Source organism: Salmonella sp. HY31 (genome assembly GCF_042604575.1).
Classification (GTDB): domain Bacteria; phylum Pseudomonadota; class Gammaproteobacteria; order Enterobacterales; family Enterobacteriaceae; genus Salmonella; species Salmonella diarizonae.
On record NZ_CP170479.1, the window covers coordinates 1925545 to 1948471 of the forward strand.

General features: G+C 41.2%; 24 protein-coding genes and 3 pseudogenes. 17 read left to right on the forward strand and 10 right to left on the reverse strand.

The annotated features are described in order from the left end of the window. The first annotated feature begins 42 nt into the window (after positions 1–42). From ACE15A_RS08980 to ACE15A_RS09020, 9 genes and pseudogenes are all read left to right on the forward strand, one after another. Entirely contained in the window at positions 43–180 is a 138-nt protein-coding gene (locus ACE15A_RS08980; protein WP_164984571.1) for a hypothetical protein, read from the forward strand. Then, positions 170–485: pseudogene (locus tag ACE15A_RS08985) on the forward strand (NAD(P)-binding protein); the annotation flags it as partial. The gene ACE15A_RS08980 and the pseudogene ACE15A_RS08985, both read left to right, overlap by 11 nt. 27 nt (positions 486–512) lie before the next feature. Then, positions 513–1307 (forward strand): hypothetical protein, encoded by a 795-nt coding sequence (locus tag ACE15A_RS08990; RefSeq protein ID WP_129382405.1) that lies wholly within the window; start codon positions 513–515, stop codon positions 1305–1307. 12 nt (positions 1308–1319) lie between these two features. Next, positions 1320–1694, forward strand: coding sequence for a capsule biosynthesis phosphatase (locus ACE15A_RS08995; protein ID WP_023247931.1), 375 nt, complete (start codon positions 1320–1322; stop codon positions 1692–1694). Continuing rightward, on the forward strand, positions 1691–3235 hold the full coding sequence (locus ACE15A_RS09000; RefSeq protein ID WP_023247932.1) for a phosphotransferase: 1545 nt from the start codon (positions 1691–1693) through the stop codon (positions 3233–3235). The genes ACE15A_RS08995 and ACE15A_RS09000 overlap by 4 nt, the downstream gene beginning before the upstream one ends. Continuing rightward, positions 3232–3936, forward strand: coding sequence for a glycosyltransferase family 2 protein (locus tag ACE15A_RS09005; RefSeq protein WP_023247933.1), 705 nt, complete (start codon positions 3232–3234; stop codon positions 3934–3936). The genes ACE15A_RS09000 and ACE15A_RS09005 overlap by 4 nt, the downstream gene beginning before the upstream one ends. Before the next feature lie 54 nt (positions 3937–3990). Then, complete coding sequence (locus ACE15A_RS09010; RefSeq protein ID WP_283956624.1) at positions 3991–4728, forward strand: ABC transporter permease; 738 nt, start codon at positions 3991–3993, stop codon at positions 4726–4728. A 2-nt stretch (positions 4729–4730) separates the two neighbouring features. Continuing rightward, complete coding sequence (locus tag ACE15A_RS09015) at positions 4731–5486, forward strand: ABC transporter ATP-binding protein (protein ID WP_023247935.1); 756 nt, start codon at positions 4731–4733, stop codon at positions 5484–5486. Beyond that, positions 5483–6340 carry a glycosyltransferase gene (locus tag ACE15A_RS09020; RefSeq protein WP_023247936.1) on the forward strand — a complete coding sequence of 286 codons (858 nt, stop codon included), beginning with the start codon at positions 5483–5485 and terminating at the stop codon, positions 6338–6340. The genes ACE15A_RS09015 and ACE15A_RS09020 overlap by 4 nt, the downstream gene beginning before the upstream one ends. A gap of 32 nt (positions 6341–6372) precedes the next feature. Here ACE15A_RS09020 and ACE15A_RS09025 read toward each other — a convergent pair whose 3' ends face one another. Beyond that, a complete protein-coding gene (locus ACE15A_RS09025; RefSeq protein WP_023247937.1) occupies positions 6373–7401 on the reverse strand; it encodes a WavE lipopolysaccharide synthesis family protein in 1029 nt (342 codons plus the stop codon). Positions 7402–7544: 143 nt separating this feature from the next. Between ACE15A_RS09025 and ACE15A_RS09030 the strand changes: the two genes are divergently transcribed. The 4 genes from ACE15A_RS09030 to ACE15A_RS09045 all read left to right on the forward strand — a co-directional run bounded on the left by ACE15A_RS09030 (position 7545) and on the right by ACE15A_RS09045 (position 11068). Further along, positions 7545–8144: a hypothetical protein gene (locus ACE15A_RS09030; protein ID WP_137330540.1), complete on the forward strand. Its 600-nt coding sequence runs from the start codon at positions 7545–7547 to the stop codon at positions 8142–8144. 14 nt (positions 8145–8158) lie between these two features. After that, positions 8159–8515: a hypothetical protein gene (locus ACE15A_RS09035; RefSeq protein WP_137330539.1), complete on the forward strand. Its 357-nt coding sequence runs from the start codon at positions 8159–8161 to the stop codon at positions 8513–8515. Between the two features lie 19 nt (positions 8516–8534). After that, positions 8535–9653, forward strand: coding sequence for a hypothetical protein (locus ACE15A_RS09040; protein WP_053509480.1), 1119 nt, complete (start codon positions 8535–8537; stop codon positions 9651–9653). A gap of 347 nt (positions 9654–10000) precedes the next feature. Beyond that, entirely contained in the window at positions 10001–11068 is a 1068-nt protein-coding gene (locus ACE15A_RS09045; protein ID WP_157720645.1) for an acyltransferase, read from the forward strand. 271 nt (positions 11069–11339) lie between these two features. Here the strand turns inward: ACE15A_RS09045 and ACE15A_RS09050 are convergent, their stop codons facing one another. After that, positions 11340–11438, reverse strand: coding sequence for a hypothetical protein (locus tag ACE15A_RS09050; RefSeq protein WP_219914862.1), 99 nt, complete (start codon positions 11436–11438; stop codon positions 11340–11342). 62 nt (positions 11439–11500) lie between these two features. Between ACE15A_RS09050 and ACE15A_RS09055 the strand changes: the two are divergent. After that, a pseudogene (locus ACE15A_RS09055) lies at positions 11501–11575 on the forward strand (isocitrate dehydrogenase); the annotation flags it as partial. A 78-nt stretch (positions 11576–11653) separates the two neighbouring features. On the opposite strand, the gene ACE15A_RS09060 reads toward ACE15A_RS09055, so the two are convergent. The 3 genes and pseudogenes from ACE15A_RS09060 to ACE15A_RS09070 all read right to left on the reverse strand — a co-directional run. Further along, the gene (locus ACE15A_RS09060; protein ID WP_023247942.1) at positions 11654–11965 is read right to left on the reverse strand and encodes an E3 ubiquitin--protein ligase; all 312 of its coding nucleotides are present in this window, start codon (positions 11963–11965) and stop codon (positions 11654–11656) included. Positions 11966–11980: 15 nt separating this feature from the next. Beyond that, positions 11981–12277: a hypothetical protein gene (locus tag ACE15A_RS09065; protein WP_023247943.1), complete on the reverse strand. Its 297-nt coding sequence runs from the start codon at positions 12275–12277 to the stop codon at positions 11981–11983. 458 nt (positions 12278–12735) lie between these two features. Then, positions 12736–12939 (reverse strand): annotated as a pseudogene (locus ACE15A_RS09070) (SET domain-containing protein); the annotation flags it as partial. Positions 12940–13040: 101 nt separating this feature from the next. Between ACE15A_RS09070 and istA the strand changes: the two are divergent. Then, positions 13041–14213, forward strand: a complete 1173-nt coding sequence (istA, locus tag ACE15A_RS09075) for an IS21-like element IS21 family transposase (protein WP_000952373.1) — start codon at positions 13041–13043, stop codon at positions 14211–14213. Further along, the gene (gene istB / locus ACE15A_RS09080) at positions 14213–15010 is read left to right on the forward strand and encodes an IS21-like element IS21 family helper ATPase IstB (RefSeq protein WP_000544830.1); all 798 of its coding nucleotides are present in this window, start codon (positions 14213–14215) and stop codon (positions 15008–15010) included. The genes istA and istB overlap by 1 nt, the downstream gene beginning before the upstream one ends. 10 nt (positions 15011–15020) lie before the next feature. Here the strand turns inward: istB and ACE15A_RS09085 are convergent, their stop codons facing one another. The 5 genes from ACE15A_RS09085 to ACE15A_RS09105 all read right to left on the reverse strand — a co-directional run bounded on the left by ACE15A_RS09085 (position 15021) and on the right by ACE15A_RS09105 (position 22084). Continuing rightward, complete coding sequence (locus tag ACE15A_RS09085) at positions 15021–18047, reverse strand: SET domain-containing protein (protein WP_255135958.1); 3027 nt, start codon at positions 18045–18047, stop codon at positions 15021–15023. A 245-nt stretch (positions 18048–18292) separates the two neighbouring features. After that, positions 18293–19240 (reverse strand): omptin family outer membrane protease, encoded by a 948-nt coding sequence (locus ACE15A_RS09090; RefSeq protein ID WP_023247945.1) that lies wholly within the window; start codon positions 19238–19240, stop codon positions 18293–18295. 493 nt (positions 19241–19733) lie between these two features. Next, positions 19734–20024 carry a Bor family protein gene (locus ACE15A_RS09095; RefSeq protein WP_023247946.1) on the reverse strand — a complete coding sequence of 97 codons (291 nt, stop codon included), beginning with the start codon at positions 20022–20024 and terminating at the stop codon, positions 19734–19736. A gap of 543 nt (positions 20025–20567) precedes the next feature. After that, positions 20568–20969 (reverse strand): g-type lysoyme inhibitor PliG, encoded by a 402-nt coding sequence (pliG, locus tag ACE15A_RS09100; protein WP_023247948.1) that lies wholly within the window; start codon positions 20967–20969, stop codon positions 20568–20570. Between the two features lie 362 nt (positions 20970–21331). After that, positions 21332–22084, reverse strand: coding sequence for an SDR family NAD(P)-dependent oxidoreductase (locus tag ACE15A_RS09105; RefSeq protein WP_023247949.1), 753 nt, complete (start codon positions 22082–22084; stop codon positions 21332–21334). A 548-nt stretch (positions 22085–22632) separates the two neighbouring features. Between ACE15A_RS09105 and ACE15A_RS09110 the strand changes: the two genes are divergently transcribed. Then, positions 22633–22818: a hypothetical protein gene (locus ACE15A_RS09110; RefSeq protein ID WP_129382406.1), complete on the forward strand. Its 186-nt coding sequence runs from the start codon at positions 22633–22635 to the stop codon at positions 22816–22818. Positions 22819–22927: the final 109 nt, after the last annotated feature.

The window sequence follows — 22927 nt, forward strand, 5'->3', positions numbered from 1 at the left end:
TGTCGTTAATGAATTTGTAACCAGTGCGAAGGCTTACGCGCTGTGGCGGTAGCGTGGAATTATCTGGATGCGTTGAGTAAATTTCATTTTACCCTGCTGATATTACTGAAAATGGTTCTGGATAAACTGTTTAACATTATCTGTGTCTGCGAACAGAGTGATAAAAATAATGAAGCGTAATAAGATATTAATTGTAGGTGCTGGTCTTTCAGGCGCAGTAATTGCACGCCAGTTAGCTGAGCAGGGATATATAGTCAATATTATTGATCAACGTTCACACATCGGTGGTAACGCTTATGATGCCCGCGATGAGCAAACGGGTATCATGGTGCACGTTTATGGTCCTCATATTTTTCATACTGATAATGAAACTGAATGGAGTTATATGAGTAACATACGTAAATAAATCTTACGTGAATAAGCTTAAAACAACACCACTCGGAAATATATTTTCATTGCTTATTAATTCTCATACAATTAATCAGATTTAGAGTACGGTGCCGGCGAGGGCTGTGCCCCAGCCGGAAAATCACATGCCTGATTATTACAAACATATTTTTTTAGTGCCTTTAAAAGAAGTGAATTATGATTTATTGAATAAAATAAAAGAGTTGTCGCGCTATAAAACACAGCAATTTGGTTTTTTAGTCAGTATACAGGACGTGGATAGTTATAAGCAATGCCTGGCATTCTTTCACTCAAATCACAATATTTATGTTATTAATCCTGAGCAAAGCTATAACAGAACTCATCACTGGGGCTATATTATCCAATATGCCAAAGGAAATATAAAATTCGATACTTTTTCATACTATTTTTTTGGTGATGAAATTAATCTTGATAAATTTCCAAATATAACATGTCGGAATGATATATATATTAACGATTATTACATCGATAACTGGGGAAACGTTAAAGAGAATGCTTCCGCGAAGCAGTTGGCTAGTAAATCATTTACATATGTGCTAAAGAAAAACTTTCTTTTTGGTAAGCCCATGCTGGCTCCATTGCAAAAAATTATCTTTAGCCGGACAATGGCAGGTTCTATCTTTTTTGATAGCCAGCATTCTTATGTCAGTGATCAGTTGATGATCTATCATTTAATTAACGATGGGGCAAAAGCAAAGTTTATTAAGCAGCCTTTTTATAAGCTTAATAAAAAGGCTAGAGCATTTTCAAATTGTATAAGCCTTATAGATATGCTTAAGCAGCAAATTTACCTCTATATTAAATTACGCTGCTTCGCTGGGGTCCCCATGATTATGCTACGCACAATAGCAAAGCATATTTTTTACAGAACTAATTAAGAACTATCAGCTATGAAAAAAATTATTATTGATATTGATATGACCTTAACTAAGGGAAAAGGACCTGGAGGTTATGAAGATGCGTTGGTAAATAAAGACCTTGTTGTTAAATTAAAAGAATATAAAGAACAAGGTTTCATGATTGTATTGAATACTAGCCGTAATATGAATTCCTATAATAATAATATCGGGTTGATTAATAAAAACACCCTGCCAATACTTATTAAGTGGCTTGAAGTGAATAGCATTCCTTACGACGAAATTTATGTGGGTAAACCTTGGTGTGGTCATGAAGGCTTCTATGTGGATGATAAAGCAATCCGTCCCAGTGAATTTATTAATTATTCCTATGATGAGATTGTTGAGATTTTAAGGAAAGAAAAATGATTATAATTTTGTCTGCACAGTATGTCGACCAAGATTTACGTGCTGAATTTGGTGAAATTCCGCCTACTTTTCTGCCTGTTGGGAATAAGCGGTTATACAGTTATCAAATTAAAAATATCCGTAATGAAAATCCTGATGAAAAAATCTGCATGACACTACCCAAAAACTTCCCAATTGGCTCTTGGGATAAACAGGCGCTGACGGAAGCTAATATCAATATTATTCAGATTGATGAAAATTTTTCTCTTGGTCAGTCCATTGCGTTTTGCCTGGCATCAGCCTGTACGGCGGAAGACGATGATGGCGTTATTATTTATTACGGAGATACATTATTAAGAAACCCAGTAAATTTGCAGAATATGGGTAAAAATGTGATCTATACTGCTCGCTCAGATTTTAACTATGTCTGGATGAAGATAAACGATGGTTTCGAAAGCAGCGATGCCGTTTTCTGTGGTGTGCTCAGCATCGGCAACCCGCAGTTATTGATTCGTAGCCTCATCAGTACCAATTTTGACTTTACGAAAAGCCTTTTTAAGTACAATGAAACAAACCAGTTTGTACAAGAGCACAGGAGCGATTGGCTGGATTTTGGTCACTTGAACACCTTCTATGACTCTAAAACAATAGTGACCACTGAGCGGGCATTTAACGAACTTATAATTAACAAATATTTTGTAAAGAAACGCTCACAGAAAAAAAAGAAATTACATGCGGAAGCGAACTGGTTCAGTAATGTGCCGGAAGAGATGGCATATTATGCAGCAATGTTGATTAGTCATGGTGAAGAAGATAACGGCTATTGTTACAAGCTGGAGTATCTTTATAGCCCAACACTGACTGAGTTATTTGTTTATGGCAATCATCCGCAGGCTATCTGGGGACAAATAATTAATTCGTGCTTCCATTTTATTGAGCGCAGCTATGAAATTCGTAACCCAGGGCCTTCAGTAGATTTTTATAAATCTCTTATCAGTAAAAATGAAACTCGCCTGGATGAGTTTATTGCGGCTAATCCCCGTTTTGGCAACGTTGTTAAGGATGCCGAAGGGAACCATTTTATGCTGAAAGAGATTTTGGCAGAAATTCATAAAGCCATCAATCCTGAATCCCGTTCATCCTTTGTCCATGGGGATTTCTGCTTCAGTAATATCCTTTATGACTTCAAGAAAAATGATATCAAAGTCATTGACCCGCGCGGTATCGACTTTGACGGCAATTTAAGCATTTATGGCGATATTCGCTACGATCTGGCTAAAATTCTGCATTCCGCGATTGGTAAATATGACTATATTGTTTCTGATCGCTTCCATATACAGGACGACGGTGAAACGTTGATTCTGGAGCTTCCGGAAAGTAGCATAGATTTAACTAAGCTAATTAAGAAACAATTTGAAACGTCCAGTTTTTCTTATACGGAAATTTTGGCTTTAACCGCAACGCTATTTTTATCTATGCTGCCTTTGCATTATGACCACCCAAATAGACAACAGGCATTTGTTGCAACAGCGATTAATTTATACAAGGAATTAACTAAGTGATTATTATCCCAATGGCTGGGCTCAGCAGCCGTTTTTTTAAAGCAGGGTACACTAAACCCAAATATGAATTAAAAGCACACGATAAAACCTTATTTGAGTGGGCAGTCAAAACTTTTGAACAGTACTATCAGTCAGAAAAATTTATTTTTATCTGCCGTGATGTGTACGATACACCACTGTTTGTTAAAGCTGAACTGCAACATATGGGAATTAAAGACTACGAAGTCGTTGTTCTGACTGCTGAAACCCGCGGTCAGGCAGAAACGGTTTTCCTGGCCTTGGATAAGGTGCCTAATAATGAACCTATCGTTATCTTTAATATAGATACCCATAAGAAACATTTTGAGTTTGCAACTGAAGAGAATGATGCTTACCTGGAAGTGTTTAAAGGGGAAGGAGAGCACTGGTCTTTTGCGCTGCCTAAAAGTAATACCACTTTGGTAGAGCGTACAACTGAAAAAGAGCGAATATCTGATCTATGCTCAAATGGTATGTACGGGTTTAAAGATAAAGAAATATTTATTAACGCTTACATTGAGCTGATTCGGAGTGATCCACGTGAACTTTATATTGCACCTATGTTTAATTTTATGATCGCTAAAGGAATGCGTGTACGGTATAAGTTAGTTAAGCACGATGATCATATCTTTATGGGGACACCAACCGAATATATTGATTTTTTAGGTGCAACGAATGTTTAAATTGGCTCTATTAGATATTTATGGGGGACTGAAAAAATTCAGTTCTGGAATTATATGGCCTGGCAAGAGATTATTATTCGTTATCGTCGCAGTGTGCTTGGACCATTTTGGATAACAGCTAGTACGGCCATCTATGTAGTATCTATTTCAATAGTATTTTCGACATTGTTCAGCCAGGATATAAAACATTACCTTCTATATCTGTCACTAGGTTTTTTAATATGGAGCTATATAAATCAGACCGTAATTGAATCAGCGGATTCTTTCATCGCTTGTGCAAGCTTTATAAAGCAAATAAGAATAGAAAGAAGTGTTTTTATCTACCAATCGATTATAAGAAATGTATATTTTTTCTTACATAACGCGTTGATTCTTGTTGTTTGTCTGATTTTTTCTGATAGCACTTGTACTTTTTATGCTATTAGTAAGGCTTTATTTGGTTTCAGTATTTTAACTATAAATCTGTTCTTCTTATCACTGACATTGGCATGTCTCTGTACTCGCTTCATGGATTTACGCCAGATAGTCATGTCTGTATTACAAATAGGTTTTCTGGTTACGCCAATTATGTGGATTCCAACGGAATCGATGCATTCAAAAGCATTTTTACTTGAGTGGAATCCGCTTTTCCATTTCATTGATTTCATCCGTTCTCCTCTGCTGCCCGTAGATTTTCCAACTGCTTTTATGCATCCTAGTATTGTCTATATAACAGTTTTTTCAATTATCAATATATGTGCTGGATTTTTAATCTTCGCTAAATCTAGAAAAAATATTTCGTACTGGGTGTAATAATGACTGCTTATCTGAATCTCAAAAATGTTTCAGTGAGTTATCCCATCTTTGATGTAAAATCACGCTCACTGAAAGCTAACTTTGTTCGTTTGACAACGGGTGGGAAAATTTCTTCAAATGCTAAGTCTATCAGCGTTAATGCACTGAAGGACATAAATATCGAGTTGAAGCACGGAGATCGTCTGGCTTTAATTGGGCATAATGGAGCTGGAAAGTCTACTTTGTTAAAGACTATGGCAGGGATTTATGAGCCCACATCAGGAAAAGCTAGCAGCCAAGGCAGTATTGCTAGTTTGCTTGATATGAATTTAGGAATGAATCCCGAGTCTTCAGGGAGAGAGAATATCTACTCCCGAGGAATGTTATTAGGGCTTCCCAAAAAATATATTAATACTATTAGCGAAGAAATAATAGATTTTACAGAGTTAGCAGATTTTATAGATCTTCCAGTCAGAACTTACTCATCAGGTATGACCGTGCGGCTAGCTTTCGCAATTTCAACAGCAGTCAAACCAGATATCCTTCTATTAGATGAGGTAATTGGTGCTGGGGACGCTAATTTTATGGATAAAGCCAGAAAAAGAATACAAGAGTTAATTGAGTCAGTTGGCATATTGGTATTGTCATCTCATTCAGAAAATGATGTGAGATCTTTTTGTAACAAGGGTGTTGTTTTGAATGCAGGTGAGATTGCCTTTGTGGGGGCAGTGGATGATGCTTACACCTTTTATGTGAACTCAAGAAAATTTGGATGATAGAGGTTAGCGTGGATTTCGCTATCGCTGATAAGACTGTAGCGAAAGTTGCAGTCTTGCTTTCGGTTTATCAGAATGATAAAGAGTTGCCATTGTACCTGTCTATTAAAAGTATTCTTAATCAGTCTTATCGTGAGTTAGCGATGTTGATACTTATAGATGGATTTGTTAGCACCAACATCTCAAATTTGATAAATTTACTAGGGAAATCAGATCGTAGAATTATTATCTTAAAAAGAGAAAAAAATGAAGGGCTGGCTTCGGCAATGAACACTCTAATAGATTTTGCATTAGTAACATACCCTAATCTTGAATACATTGCCAGGATGGACTCTGACGATGTATCGAAGCTGAATAGAATTGAATTGCAAAAATATTTTTTGGATTCTAATAAAAATATTGATGTTTTAGGTGGCGGGTGTAGAGAATTTGGTATTTATAATAAAATAATATATAAATATGAATGTGATCATGATATTAAAAAAAATATAATCAGGATGACTCCATTTATTCACCCAACTGTTATGTTTAATATTTCAATTTTTAAAAAAGGATTAAGGTATCCTGTAAATACAGTTCTATCAGAGGATTTATCTTTTTGGCTTTTATTATGCCTACAAGGATATCGATTCCATAATCTTAAAATGGTGCTGCTTGATTATAGAATCACAGAGTCAACATTAAAGCGCCGAGTAGGATTGACAAAAGCATGCTCTGAGTTTTATGAAAGAGTCCGTTTTATTTTAATCAGACGTGAACGATTCCTCAAGAATGTACTCTATATCTTAGGGCATTTCATCATAAGACTTATGCCCGTACTTATAGTAAAAAAATTATACTCTATACTTCGGTAATATATTTTTTACGCTTATTGACCAGATGGATCTCAACGTAAAATTCGCTTTAAAAACTTCCGTATACTGACTGGTAAATGACGTATAACTATATGTATTAAATATGAATTAAGAATTGCATTTAAGTGCTTATATATTTTTTTATTCAACCCCATGGCTTTATAATTACTTAGAATGTGCTCGCTTAATTTGTATTTTTCTTTCAAAAACATCAATGAGTCATAAGTCGAATAGCACTGATTATTGACATAATTCATTGCTGAATTGAATTTAGATGCGCGAAGTGAAATATCTTTTGGATGGGCGATAATAAAAAAATCAGGAAAGATATATTCAAAATCTTTGATGATTTTATGCGATATATCATTGTGGTATTTAATTGGAAAGGGCGTATTAACACCAAAAATATAATTCATTGTAAGCCACTGTTCTACTGCATACCTGGAACGAAAAATATTTTCGTTACGATTGCTGTGAGAAGCATATATGTGAGTTTCATACCATACAGAATAATCGAAAGGATATTCTGGCGCTGAATAGTACCGAATTAGGTCTTCTTTAAACCCGAACTGAAGCATATCACTTATATGATAAGGCATCCGCTCACTAAATCTTGGGTTTATTGAGAAAATGCTGGATGTAATTATTCGACCTTTTGTTTTTTTATTATCGTTAGGAATATCTTTTATTAAATTCCATAGTGATATGATATGATTCTGCATCAAAATCTGATCGGTTCTTATTTTTAATACAAGATCATGGCTTGCTTCAAGTATTCCGTGGAGAGATGTCTTTATTTGCTTGTTTATGTTATTGCAAACAATAGGTTGACCTCTATCAGACACTGATTCAAATTTTAGGCTTGGTAATTCCCCAGAATTTTCAACAGTAACAATTTTATCAAAAACGCCTAATCGGTTAGCATGTGTTAATAGTAAATGGTCATTTGAGCTAAGAATAATCTCTGATTCGGGGAAATGAGTTCGAAGTAACTTGATAGAGTAATAAATATCAAATTCTCTATATGCTGGCCCAGCGATAACTATACTGATTTTATTCATGCTATACTCCATGGGTAATTTGTAAAACAATATAAGTGAACATTGTGAAATAATCAAGTTATAGTCTGAATCGCTGAGGTTAAAATAAAAATATCTTTGCGTGCGGCATTTTTATAATACTTGGAATAGGGTGGGATTAGTTAATGGATCCGATAAAGAAAAAAACAGCAGTTATATTATATGGTTACATGAGGACATTTAAGGATACTGCGCCACATTTAATTAAGAATATACTTATGGTTAATAATGCTGATTTGTTTATTTTTTGCTATGAAAATGAAGGTACATCGAATATCATTAATATGGAAAATGTAAACAATGAAAAAAATAAAAATGCTGTAAAATGGGATTCAGAAGGTGGTTTAATAACAGAAAGTTTGTTAAGAAGTATTTACGAGGATTTCCTTGTTGAGTTTAGCATCAATAAGTATAACCGTAATTTCTTTATGGAAGAGTCAAAAAATATATTTAGCCCGGTTCTACCTATTGAAAGATTTTATTCACTTTACTGGAACATGAGTAATTCAGTAAAAATGCTTAATCGCTATTGTGAAAAAAACAATATCGAATACGAATCAGTTTTAATTACTCGTCCCGATCTAATTTTTTACGATATAGTCGATCTCTCTGTATGTGATAGAAAAAAATATCAGTTCCGACTCATGGCGGAAACTTTTTGTTTGGGGAAAAGCCTAAACCATACTTTGCTTGCTATTATAAGAATGTTGAGCGAGGTGAGTTGATACCATGGAATACAGTGGTCTTTTCTGATCAATTTATATACTCAAGCTTTGATAATATTATTAAATTATTAACTCTGTATGAGAATTTATCATTCTATAATAAAATTGGTGTGCCAGTATGTCACCCGGAAACAGTACTATATTATCATCTATCTCTTTCTAATAAAATTCCCGTAAATACAATAGATATTGTATATGAAATTTTACGTTCTACTACTGTAAAAGTAAGTAATGAATTACTCTTGGCATTCCCACCTCAGAAGGACAGCCTTGATATACATAGCAATACTAAGCAAGTAAATCTGCCTGTTAGGTCTCTTTTTATCCGTTATTTGAAGCGCGTTGCTAAAACTATTTTAAATCAAAACTAAAGGGAGTAAAAGGTTCCACATGTATGCTTTGATTACACCAACATTTGACGGACATCTTTTTTTTATTGAAAAGTATTTGAGAAGTCTCGATGTATATCTTTTAGATAAAGAGATAAATATATATTTCACGACAGAAGAAAAAAACGTAGATCAGTTATATGATATAACATCAAAGTATAGTAATCTCAATATTACAATATTTTCATTTGATACATTACTAAAAAAGAATGGAATTGATTTAACATCGATCGAGTTATTAAATGATTATGGTAAATTTTCTTATCAGACTTTGAAAAAACTTCTTACTGTTGCACATATACCAGAACAGTATTCTATAGTTATAGACTCAGAAAGTATGATGATTAGGCCGGGAAGAGTTTCTGACATTATTGAGACTTTTATTGCAAATCCTTTTCTGGCATATTCACGTTTATCTGAGCGTAAAGTTACATCTCCTTTTCTGACTGGAGTTGTAGAAAATACAGCACGATTGCTTGATACTGAACCTAATGAGTATTTTTTAGAACACTTTGTATGGGTTTATGACAAAAGTATCCTGAATGATATGTTTCATTCATTTGACGGGATCTTTTCATTGGTAAAAAAAGCGAAATTGAATTGTGGAGAAAATCTATTTGAAATACAGACATATCTTGCTTTTATTTTCTTGAATAATGAAAAGTATGGTTATGATATTATCAATGTTTTGGATGCTGTGAAAAACATAGACGAAGGGTATCTTGATAAATACTATAAAACATTTAAAGGGAATTTTGGTGTTTTGGAAATGGCTGGCGCAATTGTAACTCGTGATAATTATCAGAGAATTGCAGAATTATTCGATAAGCTTCATATTACGATGATGCGCTCTGAATATCATGGACGCATGAAGTATCACAATAAATTAATTGAATTGATTCAGCCAGTTTTTCTTTGTTCCTCGCAAGAACACTCTTTCGGAATAAATGCAACGATTAAAAATCGCTTACTGGATGCGACTGATACCAGATGGGAGGTACATATTATAAATCATCATCTCGATGTTTTGAAAATTAAACATATAGTGTCTTTAGCTTATCGCCTATGCCGAGTGATTGTTAAGATACCTGTTAATTTCATCCTAAATAAATTCAGATAATAATGTATTTAATAATTATACTGGGTTTCTTTTTGTTGATAATTTTACCGCCTTCAATGAATACAGTTTGTGCACCAGTCTTCTGCATCTGAGGGGCCGGGAATTGCTCCAGCGCCAGCCATTATCGCTGAGTATAAAAACTATTATTTGTAACTTCGGTATCAAGGAGAAATACTGAAATTGCGAATGCTAATATCTTATATGCTATGCATAAATCATCTGGGCCAAAATCCTATTAGAATAGGATTTTAATGCTGTCGCTATTACTTTTATGGGGAATTATTTTATTAATTATGAATAACAAGTTTCTGTTCGCTCACTATTTGAGGGGAGGAGCCGCATTGTGTGTGCTATTTTCACATTACACAGCATCATTCTTTATTTCTAATGACTTTATTTCATCTGTACTAAATATACCTAAGGCGAAAAATTTAAGCTTTCCAAGAATTATACTTGATTTTATTCCTGTCGAGTTTCCTGGCTTCCTTTCAATTTTTGGTGTCGCTACATTCTTTTTAATTAGTGGTTTTTTAATTCCAATTTCAATTGAAAAGTATACTGTAACGACTTTCCTTAAAAAAAGATTCTTTAGGCTATACCCAACATATTTTATTGTTTGTATCATTAATTTGTTTTTTGTATTCTTGGGGTTCTGCATTTTTCATTATTCAGGGAAAGACTATCACTACGGTTTAGACAAAATATTAAGTATTTTTAGTATGGGCCTTTCTCAGTATGTTAAAGATACTATATCAATGGATCCAGTAGCCTGGACTCTTGCGATTGAAGTATTATTTTATTTATCTACGTTATTTTTTTTCAGGATATCCTTCCTCTTTAGAAGGAAAGAAAAGATATCATTGAGTGATGTGCTTTTGTTATCACTTATTTTAAGCGTATCAGTAGTCTGGTTATCTCATCATATTGATAAAGTTTCAGTTTTCTTGAAGGTTATAAATGTCGGATTTTTAATAAAAGCTATTTATTTAACCACTTTTATGTTGGTTGGGACGACATTTTCTCTTTATGCGAGAGGGCGGATCGATATTAAAAGGTTAGTGTTTGCAGTTATACTTCAGTTTTATATGTTTGTATATATAACGATGCATCTTGCAGGACCTGCATTTTATATATCAACAGTAACTACATTTAGTTGGTTTGGTTTAGCGATTGTGGTATTTGCATTTTTATATGCTATCAATGATAAAATATCATATAATAAAAGTCTGAAACTCTTAGGTGATATCAGTTATCCGCTTTATCTGTGTCACTCGTATGCTGGGTATTTTATAATTGGAATGATGATAAATTTAAATATTCTCCCTAGATCTCTGGTTGTTTTTATGCCATTGCCCTTTGTGCTGATTTTGGCGTATTTTATTCATGCGAAAGTGGAAAATAAATTTGTTTCATAATAAATTGTAAATATCCCGTATAATTGAGTCATTCACATTTAGCGATCATCAGCATCATGACCTGACTAATCAGCTTGAGTAGGTTATCCCTCCCTCCTGCATTTTTATATAGAGCGTTCAATTTAAGTTATTTTCAGCTCAGCACCTTTGCGGATCTGGAGAGAAGAAATAATTCTATCAACGGAAGAAGATGAATAATTATTACGCCAAATATAATCCTACAGAAGATACTCCTGAATATCACCTTAGAAAGTTGAACTTCCGTAAATTACTATGTGGAAAAACCCATGATAAGCCACCATAAAGAGCTAAATTCTAACCCCATCATTACTGTGATTTGCCGGAGCGTAGCAAAAGGTAATGGCGGTATTTTTTGTTTTAATTCCCATAATCCACGTAGTAGTGGCGGACATAGTTGCTTCGCGACATGTTTTTAAACGCCTGTTGGAAGGCGCTAAGCTGCTGAAATGTAGTGAGTCTGGCGACGCAATCATCAAAAACATGTAATTCAGAACCTGGGTTAAACAAGAACGGGAGCCGGTGGGCTCCCGTTTTTTATGGTCTTCTTACCTGGCTGAGAACTCACTATGCCCATTGTGGCTTCAAAAGATGTTCCTGGTCTGTTTTAGCCAGCACGCGTTCAGTCGCGGAGTTGAACAGGCGCAGGTTGAGCTCCCTCATCACTTTTACGCCAGCCGTTGCATCGACCGCGATATCATCACTTCTGTCTGGTAACCTCAGTTCATCGCTGACGCGGGCGATGAATTCCCCTGTCTCCACAATTCGGTTTTTCTCAGTGCTAATTTCAGTACAGATTTCTGGTGCTATCCGCTCAATGACTTTATGCCATGGTTCCCATAGTGTAAACCATTCCCGAAACTGTTTGTCTTCAGCCATTCGGACCAGATAGTTTCACTTATCCAACGAGGACAACAGCACCGTGTCGGAAATAGCGCTACCCGCCTGTGGATGAGCGATATCATAGCTATACATCATCGTGACCCCGTCCCATGTAATGGTATAATGGTTAGGTTCAATGATGAGTACTAACGCTTCTCGGCTGTCTGTATCCAGGATACAAACCTGATTTAATCCCTCTGTGTGGCTCTGAATGTTGTCCATCAGCGCCGGAAAAGCCAATTCTCTCAGGCGGTTAAACGTACTGCTGATATTTTCTGGTACTATTGCTTGAGGGGGACAAAGTTCCATCAGGCAATTCCACGCTTCCGTCTGGTTTTCCTCAGAAAAAAACGTGCTAACTTTCCTCCGGCGACGGCGTTTCTGTGCTGGAGGGGAGGGGGAGCCCAGTTCTGATAGTAGAACGTAAGTTGTTTATGTTAAACATAATTTCGTCTGCATTAAGTATAAAAAACATACTATGTCTTATACTTACGGCCTTTGTCTCTCAAAAAAAGACCTTTTTCTGGATCATTAGTACGGCGATGTGATTGCTGAATTTATGTATTGTAGTTAATAACGGGGTAGCGGTTTTTTCCTGGATAACTCCCCACATTTTCCCCGTACAGAAAACAGGCGTAAAAAAGCCAACAATGTGTCTAATAACCCTAGATAACACACGGCATTTAAAATCACTTGCAGCGTGCCGCATACTCTTCCCCAAAACCAAACACCGGGTTTTGATAATCAAAGAGTGGCAAAAGGATATTTTATTCTCCTTCCGAAGAAGGCGGCTCCTCCTTTACCTGCGTTGGGCGTAGCGTTTCACCTGGCTCAAAATGCTGGTAGTCCGGCCCGTAATCAAACCACAGTTCATCCCCGGCGTGGACGTCGCGTGTGGTGAGGAAAAAGTTGATATTCTTCCCGACAAGCACCGCGCTGACGTTCTGTCTTACTTCTGCTTCCGCCGTCCGTGTCAGCGCCAGTGATATAAGACGGTAATTCACCATTTGGATTGTCCGCTCCACCCAACATGTTGTTTCCTTAAGGTTCTCACACCAGAAAGGACATCAACATGCTGAGCAGAGAGGACTTTTACATGATAAAGCAAATGCGCCAGCAGGGCGCGTACATTGTCGATATTGCGACTCAGATTGGTTGCTCTGAACGGACGGTCAGACGCTACCTCAAATACCCTGAACCGCCAGCCAGAAAGACCCGCCACAAAATGGTTAAGCTGAAACCGTTTATGGATTACATCGACATGCGCCTGGCAGAGAATGTCTGGAATAGTGAGGTTATCTTCGCGGAGATTAAGGCAATGGGTTATACGGGCGGACGTTCCATGCTGCGTTACTACATCCAGCCCAAACGTAAAATGCGTCCGTCAAAAAGAACAGTTCGCTTCGAAACTCAGCCTGGATACCAGCTCCAGCACGACTGGGGCGAAGTTGAGGTGGAGGTTGCCGGGCAACGGTGCAAAGTTAACTTTGCGGTTAATACGCTGGGGTTCTCCCGCCGCTTCCATGTCTTCGCAGCACCAAAACAGGATGCTGAGCATACCTACGAATCACTGGTTCGCGCCTTCCGCTACTTCGGTGGTTGTGTGAAAACGGTGCTGGTTGATAACCAGAAGGCTGCGGTGCTGAAGAATAACAACGGGAAAGTCGTGTTCAACTCCGGATTCCTGTTGCTGGCCGACCACTATAACTTCCTGCCACGGGCATGCCGTCCACGCAGGGCCAGAACAAAAGGTAAGGTTGAGCGAATGGTGAAATACCTCAAGGAGAACTTCTTCGTCCGGTACCGCAGGTTCGACAGCTTCACTCATGTTAATCAACAACTGGAGCAATGGATAGCCGATGTGGCTGACAAACGGGAACTTCGCCAGTTCAAAGAAACGCCGGAACAGCGCTTCGCGCTGGAGCAGGAACATCTGCAGCCGTTACCGGATACGGACTTCGATACCAGTTACTTCGATATCCGCCATGTGTCCTGGGACAGCTATATCGAGGTTGGTGGTAATCGTTACAGCGTTCCCGAAGCGCTGTGTGGTCAGCCGGTATCGATACGAATATCGCTGGATGACGAGTTGCGGATCTACAGTAATGAGAAACTGGTGGCCTCACATCGCCTCTGTTCGGCATCGTCTGGCTGGCAGACAGTGCCGGAGCATCACGCCCCGCTCTGGCAGCAGGTCAGTCAGGTGGAACATCGACCACTGAGTGCCTATGAGGAGCTGTTGTGATGCATGAGCTGGAAGTCCTGCTGAGTCGCCTGAAAATGGAGCATCTGAGTTATCACGTTGAAAGCCTGCTGGAACAGGCAGCTAAAAAAGAGCTGAACTACCGGGAGTTCCTGTGCATGGCGCTACAGCAGGAATGGAACGGCAGGCATCAGCGCGGTATGGAGTCCAGGCTGAAGCAGGCTCGTCTGCCGTGGGTCAAAACGCTGGAGCAGTTCGACTTTACCTTCCAGCCGGGCATCGACCGTAAGGTTGTCCGGGAACTGGCTGGTCTGGCGTTCGTGGAGCGCAGCGAAAACGTGATCCTGCTGGGACCTCCTGGTGTCGGAAAAACTCATCTGGCCATAGCTCTTGGCGTGAAAGCGGTGGATGCGGGACATCGGGTACTGTTTATGCCACTGGACAGACTGATCGCGACACTGATGAAAGCGAAACAGGAAAACCGTCTGGAGCGTCAGCTGCAGCAACTGAGTTATGCCCGGGTGTTGATCCTGGATGAAATAGGCTATCTGCCGATGAACAGAGAGGAAGCCAGCCTGTTCTTCCGGCTACTGAACCGTCGATATGAAAAAGCGAGCATCATACTGACGTCAAACAAAGGGTTCGCAGACTGGGGAGAAATGTTCGGAGATCACGTGCTGGCAACAGCGATACTGGATCGGTTGCTACATCACTCAACCACGCTGAATATCAAAGGAGAGAGTTACCGGTTAAAAGAGAAACGTAAAGCTGGAGTGCTGACCAAAAACACAACGCCAATCAGTGATGATGAAATGGTGAAAAGCGGACAGCATCAGTAACGAAAGTATCTTAGCGGGCATGAAAATGGCAAATAACGGTCAAACATCGTGGCGTTGACATCCGATGGGTAAATACCGGACTGTTAAGCAGGCTGAGGAGATTTCCCTGCGGGAAGCCGGATACAATGCGTTCCTGGCTTCGCGTGGCAAAATAATAATTACCGGCTTCCTTCCCATATTCTTTTTCGTATTCACACCGTACCTTTTCACTGTCCAGCAGGCGGCCGGAGTAGGGGCCCAGTACGGTAAACGCCGCCAGATCGGTTCGCGCGTAGACTGTACGCCCTCTGTAACCGTCGCTGTCATCAAGGGGAATAGCGACGGACATCATGGCATTCATTCGCGCATCATGACTTCCTTCATTTTGCAGAAACCAGCGAATATCCTGATTAATTCTGGCTTTTATCTGCCGGGGTAATGGGTTAAAAAGAGGCCCCCACCGTGTAACCTGCAAGGTTTCAATCTTGCCTTCCGCCTGCGCCATCACCGATATCGTCGGGTCACGCCAGTGCTGCAGAATGGGCAGGTTATTGTTTATCTGGTGTGTTCGCCAGGTCACGGCGTCTTCCTCTTTCTTGATCTGTTTTGCCGGCGGGGCTGAGATATCCTCTTTGGTCGAGGGAAGCGACCGTTTTTCCCCGCTGCGCTCCGGGAGGATACCCACGCTGGCGGTTATCTCATCGCTTGCGCCTGCGGACATCGATGTTTGTTGACTGTCACTCGTGACGGTAGCAGACAGCGACTGCTGCAGTCGCAATATGCCATTATACTTCAGTCCTGTGTTTGTCAGATAACCACTGGCGCTGCCGATGGCTATCCCCTGAGCCAGCGCCCACTTTATCCAGCCTCCCGCCTCGCGTTTCGCCTCCTGCGACATGTCCCGCCATGTCCGAATCTGTGCATTTGTAATAGGAGCGCCTCTTTCTCCGGGCGGTTTCAGTCGCTCTATACCAAAGAGGGTCAGCCCGCTGTTGGTCAGAAAGGTTTCGGCACTTCTGAAGGTTATTCCCCGTGCCTCCGCCCATCTTCTCCAGCCGCCTGTCTTTGTGCGCTCTTCCTGTGACATATTAAACCACTCCAGGAGTTGCGCCTGGCTGATGGTCGAGCCCCTCTCTTCGGGTGGCTGCAGCCGTTTCCTGCCATGGTGGGTCAGTCCTGTGTTTGTCAGATAGCTGCAGGCACTACTGATGGTTATCCCCTGAGCCTGTGCCCACTTTATGCAACCGCCTGCCTCGTTTTTTGCTTCCTGCGACAGCTCCTGCCACGCCAGAATCTGTGCATTTGTAATAGGCGTTCCTCTTTTTTCTGGCGGTAGCAGGCGCTCTATACCAAAAAGAGTCAGTCCGGTGTTGGTCAGAAAGTTTTCGGCACTTCTGATAGCTATCCCCTGCGTCTGAGCCCACTTTATTCGGCCGCCAGCCTCCTTTTTCGCTTCCTGCGGCAGATCCCGCCAGGCCTGAATTTGTGCATTTGTAATAGGAGTCCCCCTTTCCTCGGGCGGCAGCAGACGAACTATACCAAAGGGAGTCAGTCCGGTGTTTGTCAGAAAGTTTCCGGCACTGCTGAGAGGTATCCCCTGTGTCTGCGCCCATGCTTTCCAGCCACCTGACTCAAGTTTTGTCTCCTGCGGTAGGTCTCGCCATGCCTGAATTTGTCTGTCCGTAATGGCGCGGCCCCTTTCTTCGGCGTGCTGCAATCGTTCCATGCCGCGGGGGGTCAGTCCGGTGTTTGTCAGATATTTTCTGGCACTGCTGGTTGTTATCCCCTGCGCCTGCGCCCACGTTATCCAGCCGCCTGCCTCGCTGTGTTCTTGCGCTGACATGTTAAGCCACGTCAGGAGCTGCGACTCAGTGATGGGAGCGACTTTATCTCCGGAGGACCGTAACAGCTCCATGCCACGAGGGGTCAGCCCGGTATTTGTTAGATATTTTTTGGCGCTGGTGATAGAGATTTCCTGCGCCTGTGCCCATTTAGTCCAGCCGCCTGCCTCGTGCTTCTTCTCCTGCGGCAGGTCCTTCCATGCCTGAATTTGGCGGTCCGTGATGGGGAGCCCTCTCTTTTCGGGAAGTTGCAGTCGTTCCATGCCGCGGGTAGTCAGCCCTGTGTTTGTCAGACAGCTCCTGGCGCTGCTGGTTGCTATTCCCTGCGTCTGTGCCCATGTTATCCAGCCGCCTGCTTTGTTGTGCTCTTCCTGTGACATGTTAAACCACGTCAGGAGTTGCGCCTTAGTGATGGGGGCCCCCCTCTCCTTAGGATGCTGTAGCCGTTCCATGCCATAGAATGTCAGTCCCATGTTTGTCAGATGTTTTCTGGCGCTGGTGATAGAGATCCCCTGGGCTTGTGCCCATGTTACCCAGCCGCCCGCCGCACTGCGCGCCTCCTCAGAGAGGTCACGCCACGTCTGGATCTGGCCGACAGTGATAGGGCGGCCTCTCTCTTTGGGAGGGTGTAATCGCTCCCTGCCATAGGGGGTCAGCCCAGTGTTGGTCAGATAGAGTGCGGCACTTCCGAGAGTAACCCCCTGCGCCTGGGCCCATTTTCTCCAGCCGCCAGCGTCGCTTTTTGCCTCCTGCGGCAGGTCCAGCCATGTCTGTATCTGCGTACGTGTAATGGGGGGGCCTGTTGGGCCTCTTCCGGGGCTTTCTGTTGCCTCTGCTAACGGGGCTACTGCTTCCTGAGGCTGCGCCGTGTGCCATTCCTGGTCGCTCAGGTGAAGTGTGACGGAGGGAAGGTCGCTGCTTTTACCGGAGGCTATCATGCAGATGGTTTCACCGGTACCGAGTATTCGCTCTGCGGTGAAGTTATCCTGCCGTCCCGGAGACGCCAGCGCCTTCAGTCTTAAAAAGTGCTTCAGCCTGTCCGGCAGCGACGTTCCTTCATCCGGCTGATAAAAAACGTGAAAGCACAGTGCGGCCTCATCCTGAACGGGCAGTGAGAACCAGTCCCTGATGCTATTCCACATCCCGCTGAAGTCAGGGCAAGGGGCGCTGCTACCTGTCGGTGAGGAAAGATGAGTGACGGCCCCGATACCCCGCATAGCGCCTCCTGGTGGTGCTTATCTGGTTTTAAGGTTAACAAGGGGACGCTACCATCGCTCATTATTTTTTGCTTTTAGATTATGACCATCAGATCTCATGTACTCCAGCCTGGTCGGTTATGCCAAAAAGGGGAGCCTCAGGTCGCTATTTGATATTCGCAGACGCTAATGATTTAAAAGTAGATTTATTCGTAATGAATAATCAATCGTTTAAGCCGTCGGGCTGAGTGGCCCGACGAACGTGTTTAGAAGGTATATTTAAGACCGACAGTGGTCATAAAGTTATAATTTTCAATACCTGCGGTGTTTTTACTGTGTTCAGAGGTATTATCGCTGCGGTCATAAACCGTAGTATCCCCTTTTTTGTTGGTGATGCGATTCCATGTTCCTTCAACATACACTTTCGCGTTAGGAGTAACATAGTAACCCGCGTTTGCTGCAATAGAGTAGTAGTTCTGGTTTTTAACTTTACTACGGAAAGTGAGCGCCCTGGCATAGTGCTCATCGTTATCAGATGCCTTTACCCAACCGCTGTATTTAAATGCGCCGCTAAACTCAAAGTTATCGTAACGGTAGTTACCCGTAAGACCGATATAAGGCATTTTAAATTGTTGTTTATAGCCTATCCCTCTTTCTCCATCAGAGAATGCCCCAGTTTCATTCCGGAAACCGCCATTCTCGCTGTAAATATAGGTACCCCCGGTGGCATTGAAGCTGTAACGGCTTTCCTGGTAGCCAGCCATAAGACCAAGTCGATAGTCTGGCTCATTTAAAAACCAGCCTTTAACATTCAGATCGAATTCATTGGCGTAATTAAGACGTGTATTAGGATGTCTACTTTCATCTGTCCATGTTCCGGCGTGATTGGCATCCTGCCAGTCCTTATCAACCATATTGGCTCCACGGCTGTCGATTGTACTCCATCCGGCAGCGCCGACAGATAACCATGGCATCAGATCCCAGTTGATTGCACCTTTAATAATTGCAGCGTTATTGTATTTCCAGTCAAGTTGGCTAACTTTCCGCCCGCCTTCTGCTGGGTCGTAAACGCGTTCTTTTGTTTTTCCACTTAGCGTTCCTAAACTGATATCCGTGCTTACCTTTTCAGGGGTAAGGAAATTGAATTCGGTTGAGGCTAAAGAGTTGAATGCCACAGGGGCGGTGAGAGCGATTCCCAGAAGTTTTAAACGCATAAAGATGACTCCATTCGTCATAGTTAATTATCAGGTAGATATTCTTTTTATCCAGATCAATTAGTCAATAATGGCTCACTGCTTTGTTTACCTTTTGTTTAATATTGGGGGTTGATTTGCTGATGGACTATTATGTGTCAGGTATAACAATGGACAAAATGACCATGGGATGTCATACGGCGTGTCTTTTGCCATGGTGCATTATTCCTTCGTCGGCTCGTATATACATGATGAGCGAGGCGGAAATCGAACTTCTTAGTAGCGTTCGAGTGTGTGCAATGAGTGTCTAACGGCACTCTCCTGAGGATGATTTTCCTGACGGACATATATCAGAGTTTGCTGGCGTGACTCCCCATGTCACTCCTCGAGGGCCGGAACACGCGGATAATAAAAGCACAGAAATTAGAATAATATATTTCATTCAATTAATTCCTTTGTTTTAACTTATGGCTTTTGTTTTTTCTTCAGTAGCCCGCCAGCACGGGCTACAAGGTTAATTTGAACAATACACTCGGGCTTCAAGGGGCGTGTAAATTCCAAGAGTGACAAAACCTAATAGGCCGTTCACAAAGGTTTGCTGGGTTTCCGTACGCATCACTTTATCTGCGCCACCGCAGATTGCAGCGGCATCAACGGTTTTTTTCTGCCCCAGTCCTGAAATAAAGAAATGATGGGTGATAACCTTTTTGGGTGAGGCAACGGGTTCAGAACTCATTTTAAATGTTTGTTGAGCGCAACCTGAGAGGAGAAGTACCAGCGCAAAAGCGGATACAGTCTTAATCATAAATTACCTCCATGGTAATAATGTCAATCGAGTCATTTTTAGTCTGTCCGTTTGTAACGGAAGGGGATTATATACAATTCTTTTATGATTGGAAATGATAATTTTTATCATTTGATTGAGGCCAGCATACGAGGGGCCCGGCTCAAGGGGCTGGGTATTCCTGTATTACCGGGAATGTCAGTTCAGGCACATAGCTCATTATCGTATATGGCTACGGAGCATTGTGCAGAATGGGCATGAGCAACCAGGAACGGGGGAGGCGTCACACGTCCCAAGGATAGTTACCTGCGGTAGAGTGCCATGCTGACTGTAAAAGCTGCCCAGAATCTTACTTTCGAGAGCGTTAACTTTATCAGGAGTCGTGGATGTCACGTTGGGCGGCGCTTTGAACGCCAGGCAACTAAACGATGAGGCAGCCAATGATATGGCGAATATTTTTCTGATTTTCATTTGATGATCTTCTCCGCTTAATTTTGCACAATTGTCATCGGTATACCCGGTCGGAGCCAGGTTATGACGGGAGTGACGCCGCTGGATTCATGTCTACTTTATCTGAATACTGACCCTGTATTTTTTAGCTTTGTTTTTACGGGCATCATTGCGCGTTTGAAGTATTCTCAGTTCATAGTGACCGGATGCGGGGAGCGTGTACTGTCCGCTATCACTAAGTGCTGGTGAGTATCTGGAAAGATCAACTGAGTCGCTTATCCCGGGCCCGAACAGGTAAGTATCTGCGCCTTCATTCGAAATACTGACATGGAGCTGTTGTCCTTTTTTGGCCTGAAACTTATAGGTATCGTAATCGTATCCCTTTATTATTCCTGAGTATTGGGCACTATAATGTCCTTTATTGAACTCGACATTTACGTTCTTACCAGCAGCAAAACACGTTGAGGTTAGGAGAGCTAAAAGAAAAACGGCTTTACCGATGCGCTTGCTTTTCATATGTCAGTTTCTCCATCAGGATTAGCATGAAGCTTTGTTATACTATAACAATATGTCGTAGTGATCCAGAGCCTTGCCGTCGTTTCGGAGCATTAAGTGAGTAACTTATTCCCATCGTCAGGAGAATTAAGGACTTTTGAAGGTGATGATAAGGATAGATGTATCCCTGATGATATGGATGCCTTGATATATAATTTCATCGGAATGCGTTTTGTTTTGGCTTTGTTTTATCTGAATCGTTTTATAGTACTGAGTTGTAATCTGTATACTTCATGGGTTATGCGAATTTTAAACTAAAAATGATCAGATGTGCAGGTTGTATAAAAACTAATTTTTAATCCTTAGTGAGAAGCGGAAGTTTTTTATATTCCAACTGAATAGCCGCCATCTACAGTAATTATCTGACCTATGATAGAGCGGGCAGTATCAGAAGCCAAAAATAACGCTATACCAGCAATTTCTTTTGTAGTTATGATTTCTCCGGAAGGCATCCTGTTGAGAAAGGCTGCCTTTTTCACCTTGTCGCGCCCAACAAAGCGATCGAATAAATCTGTATCTACAGGGCCCGGTGCAATAGCATTTACTCTAACGCCTTTAGCTGCAACCTCTAATGCCGCAGAGCGGGTTAGTCCGTTAACAGCATGTTTACTGGCAGCATAAATACCCCCTCCGGAAACACCTGCTTGCCCGGCTCGTGAGGAGATATTTATCAGACTACCAAAGCACTGTTTACACATAATGGGTAAGGCATGTTTCATTACAAGCTGAGTTCCAAGTACATTAGTATTAAATACATGATGAAAATCATCAACAGTGGTGTTTTCGTGCGTTGAGGGATGGCCTTCTGTTCCTGCGCTGTTGATCACTACATCAACTCTTCCATATATTTTTATGGTGAACTTTATCAGATTTATAACCTGCTTTTCGTCAGTTACATCCGCCATGATAAAATGGCACTGAGGGTGGACTTTCCGCAGTTTTGTTTGCAATGCCTCACCTTGTTTAATATCTAGTCCTGAAAAAATAAGGTTATATTTTTCATATGCAAACTGGTAGCTACATTCCTCGCCAATACCAGAAAGTGCTCCAGTGATCACAATTGTTTTTGCAGACATACCGAATACCTCATGAACAATAATGAAAAATACAACGTAAACCTATCTAACCAGATATCAAGGATTTATAAGTGGTTGATTTATTGTTATTAATGTGTAAGCATGGGGTTATATATTGTGATAAATGCTTTTTTTTGTGAAAAAATAGATGAAAATACCGGATGGCTTTAATGTTTTCTATATTTATATGTAAATTATATTGCAACAAGATGATAAGTTTTAGTAACGCTAAGAATAGTTTCTAGAAATTGATTGAAAATATTTAAAAGTAATATTATGTGATGGCTAAAGGTTAGCGCTATCAAATATACAAGCCATAAAATTTATTCAGAACAACGTTTTTATATATTTGTGCTATTGGTGTGCGTTGTATGAGAAATTGCTGCTTGATAAACTAATGTGGGCCATTGCTTATAATGAGAAGTAAATTCTTTATCAACGGAGTCATTATATCGCTATGGCAAGGAAATATCTCTTTTACTCTTATTCTGGGGTGGGGGTGAATAAAGTAGAAGGTTCCTTAACCTGCACTGAGCGTAGCACTTCACTTGACTCAAAATACCGATAATCTGGCCCGTAATCAAACTCGTCGGGTCACGCCAGCACTTTCCGGAGGTTGTGTCGAATACTATTCCTGGTCGCTCAATGAAAGTGTGACAGGGGAAGGGGTGCTGCTTTTACCGGAGGCAATCGTGCAGATGGTTTCACCGGTTCCGGGCATTCGTCTGCGGTGAGGTTATCCTGCTGTCCCGGAGATGCCAGTGTTTTCAGCCTCAAAAAGTACTTCAGCCTGTCCGACGGCGACGTTTCTTCATTCGGCTGAAGTCGGGGAGACGCTATTAC

Excerpts from the sequence above, each read along its gene's own strand:
- ACE15A_RS08995 (WP_023247931.1), top strand. The coding sequence starts at position 1,320 with ATGAAAAAAATTATTATTGATATTGATATGACCTTAACTAAGGGAAAA.
- ACE15A_RS09000 (WP_023247932.1), top strand. The coding sequence starts at position 1,691 with ATGATTATAATTTTGTCTGCACAGTATGTCGACCAAGATTTACGTGCT.
- ACE15A_RS09010 (WP_283956624.1), top strand. The coding sequence starts at position 3,991 with ATGGCCTGGCAAGAGATTATTATTCGTTATCGTCGCAGTGTGCTTGGA.
- ACE15A_RS09015 (WP_023247935.1), top strand. The coding sequence starts at position 4,731 with ATGACTGCTTATCTGAATCTCAAAAATGTTTCAGTGAGTTATCCCATC.
- ACE15A_RS09020 (WP_023247936.1), top strand. The coding sequence starts at position 5,483 with ATGATAGAGGTTAGCGTGGATTTCGCTATCGCTGATAAGACTGTAGCG.
- ACE15A_RS09025 (WP_023247937.1), bottom strand. The coding sequence starts at position 7,401 with ATGAATAAAATCAGTATAGTTATCGCTGGGCCAGCATATAGAGAATTT.
- ACE15A_RS09030 (WP_137330540.1), top strand. The coding sequence starts at position 7,545 with ATGGATCCGATAAAGAAAAAAACAGCAGTTATATTATATGGTTACATG.
- ACE15A_RS09040 (WP_053509480.1), top strand. The coding sequence starts at position 8,535 with ATGTATGCTTTGATTACACCAACATTTGACGGACATCTTTTTTTTATT.
- ACE15A_RS09060 (WP_023247942.1), bottom strand. The coding sequence starts at position 11,965 with ATGGCTGAAGACAAACAGTTTCGGGAATGGTTTACACTATGGGAACCA.
- ACE15A_RS09065 (WP_023247943.1), bottom strand. The coding sequence starts at position 12,277 with ATGGAACTTTGTCCCCCTCAAGCAATAGTACCAGAAAATATCAGCAGT.
- istA (WP_000952373.1), top strand. The coding sequence starts at position 13,041 with ATGCTGAGCAGAGAGGACTTTTACATGATAAAGCAAATGCGCCAGCAG.
- istB (WP_000544830.1), top strand. The coding sequence starts at position 14,213 with ATGCATGAGCTGGAAGTCCTGCTGAGTCGCCTGAAAATGGAGCATCTG.
- ACE15A_RS09085 (WP_255135958.1), bottom strand. The coding sequence starts at position 18,047 with ATGCGGGGTATCGGGGCCGTCACTCATCTTTCCTCACCGACAGGTAGC.
- ACE15A_RS09090 (WP_023247945.1), bottom strand. The coding sequence starts at position 19,240 with ATGCGTTTAAAACTTCTGGGAATCGCTCTCACCGCCCCTGTGGCATTC.
- ACE15A_RS09095 (WP_023247946.1), bottom strand. The coding sequence starts at position 20,024 with ATGATTAAGACTGTATCCGCTTTTGCGCTGGTACTTCTCCTCTCAGGT.
- pliG (WP_023247948.1), bottom strand. The coding sequence starts at position 20,969 with ATGAAAAGCAAGCGCATCGGTAAAGCCGTTTTTCTTTTAGCTCTCCTA.
- ACE15A_RS09105 (WP_023247949.1), bottom strand. The coding sequence starts at position 22,084 with ATGTCTGCAAAAACAATTGTGATCACTGGAGCACTTTCTGGTATTGGC.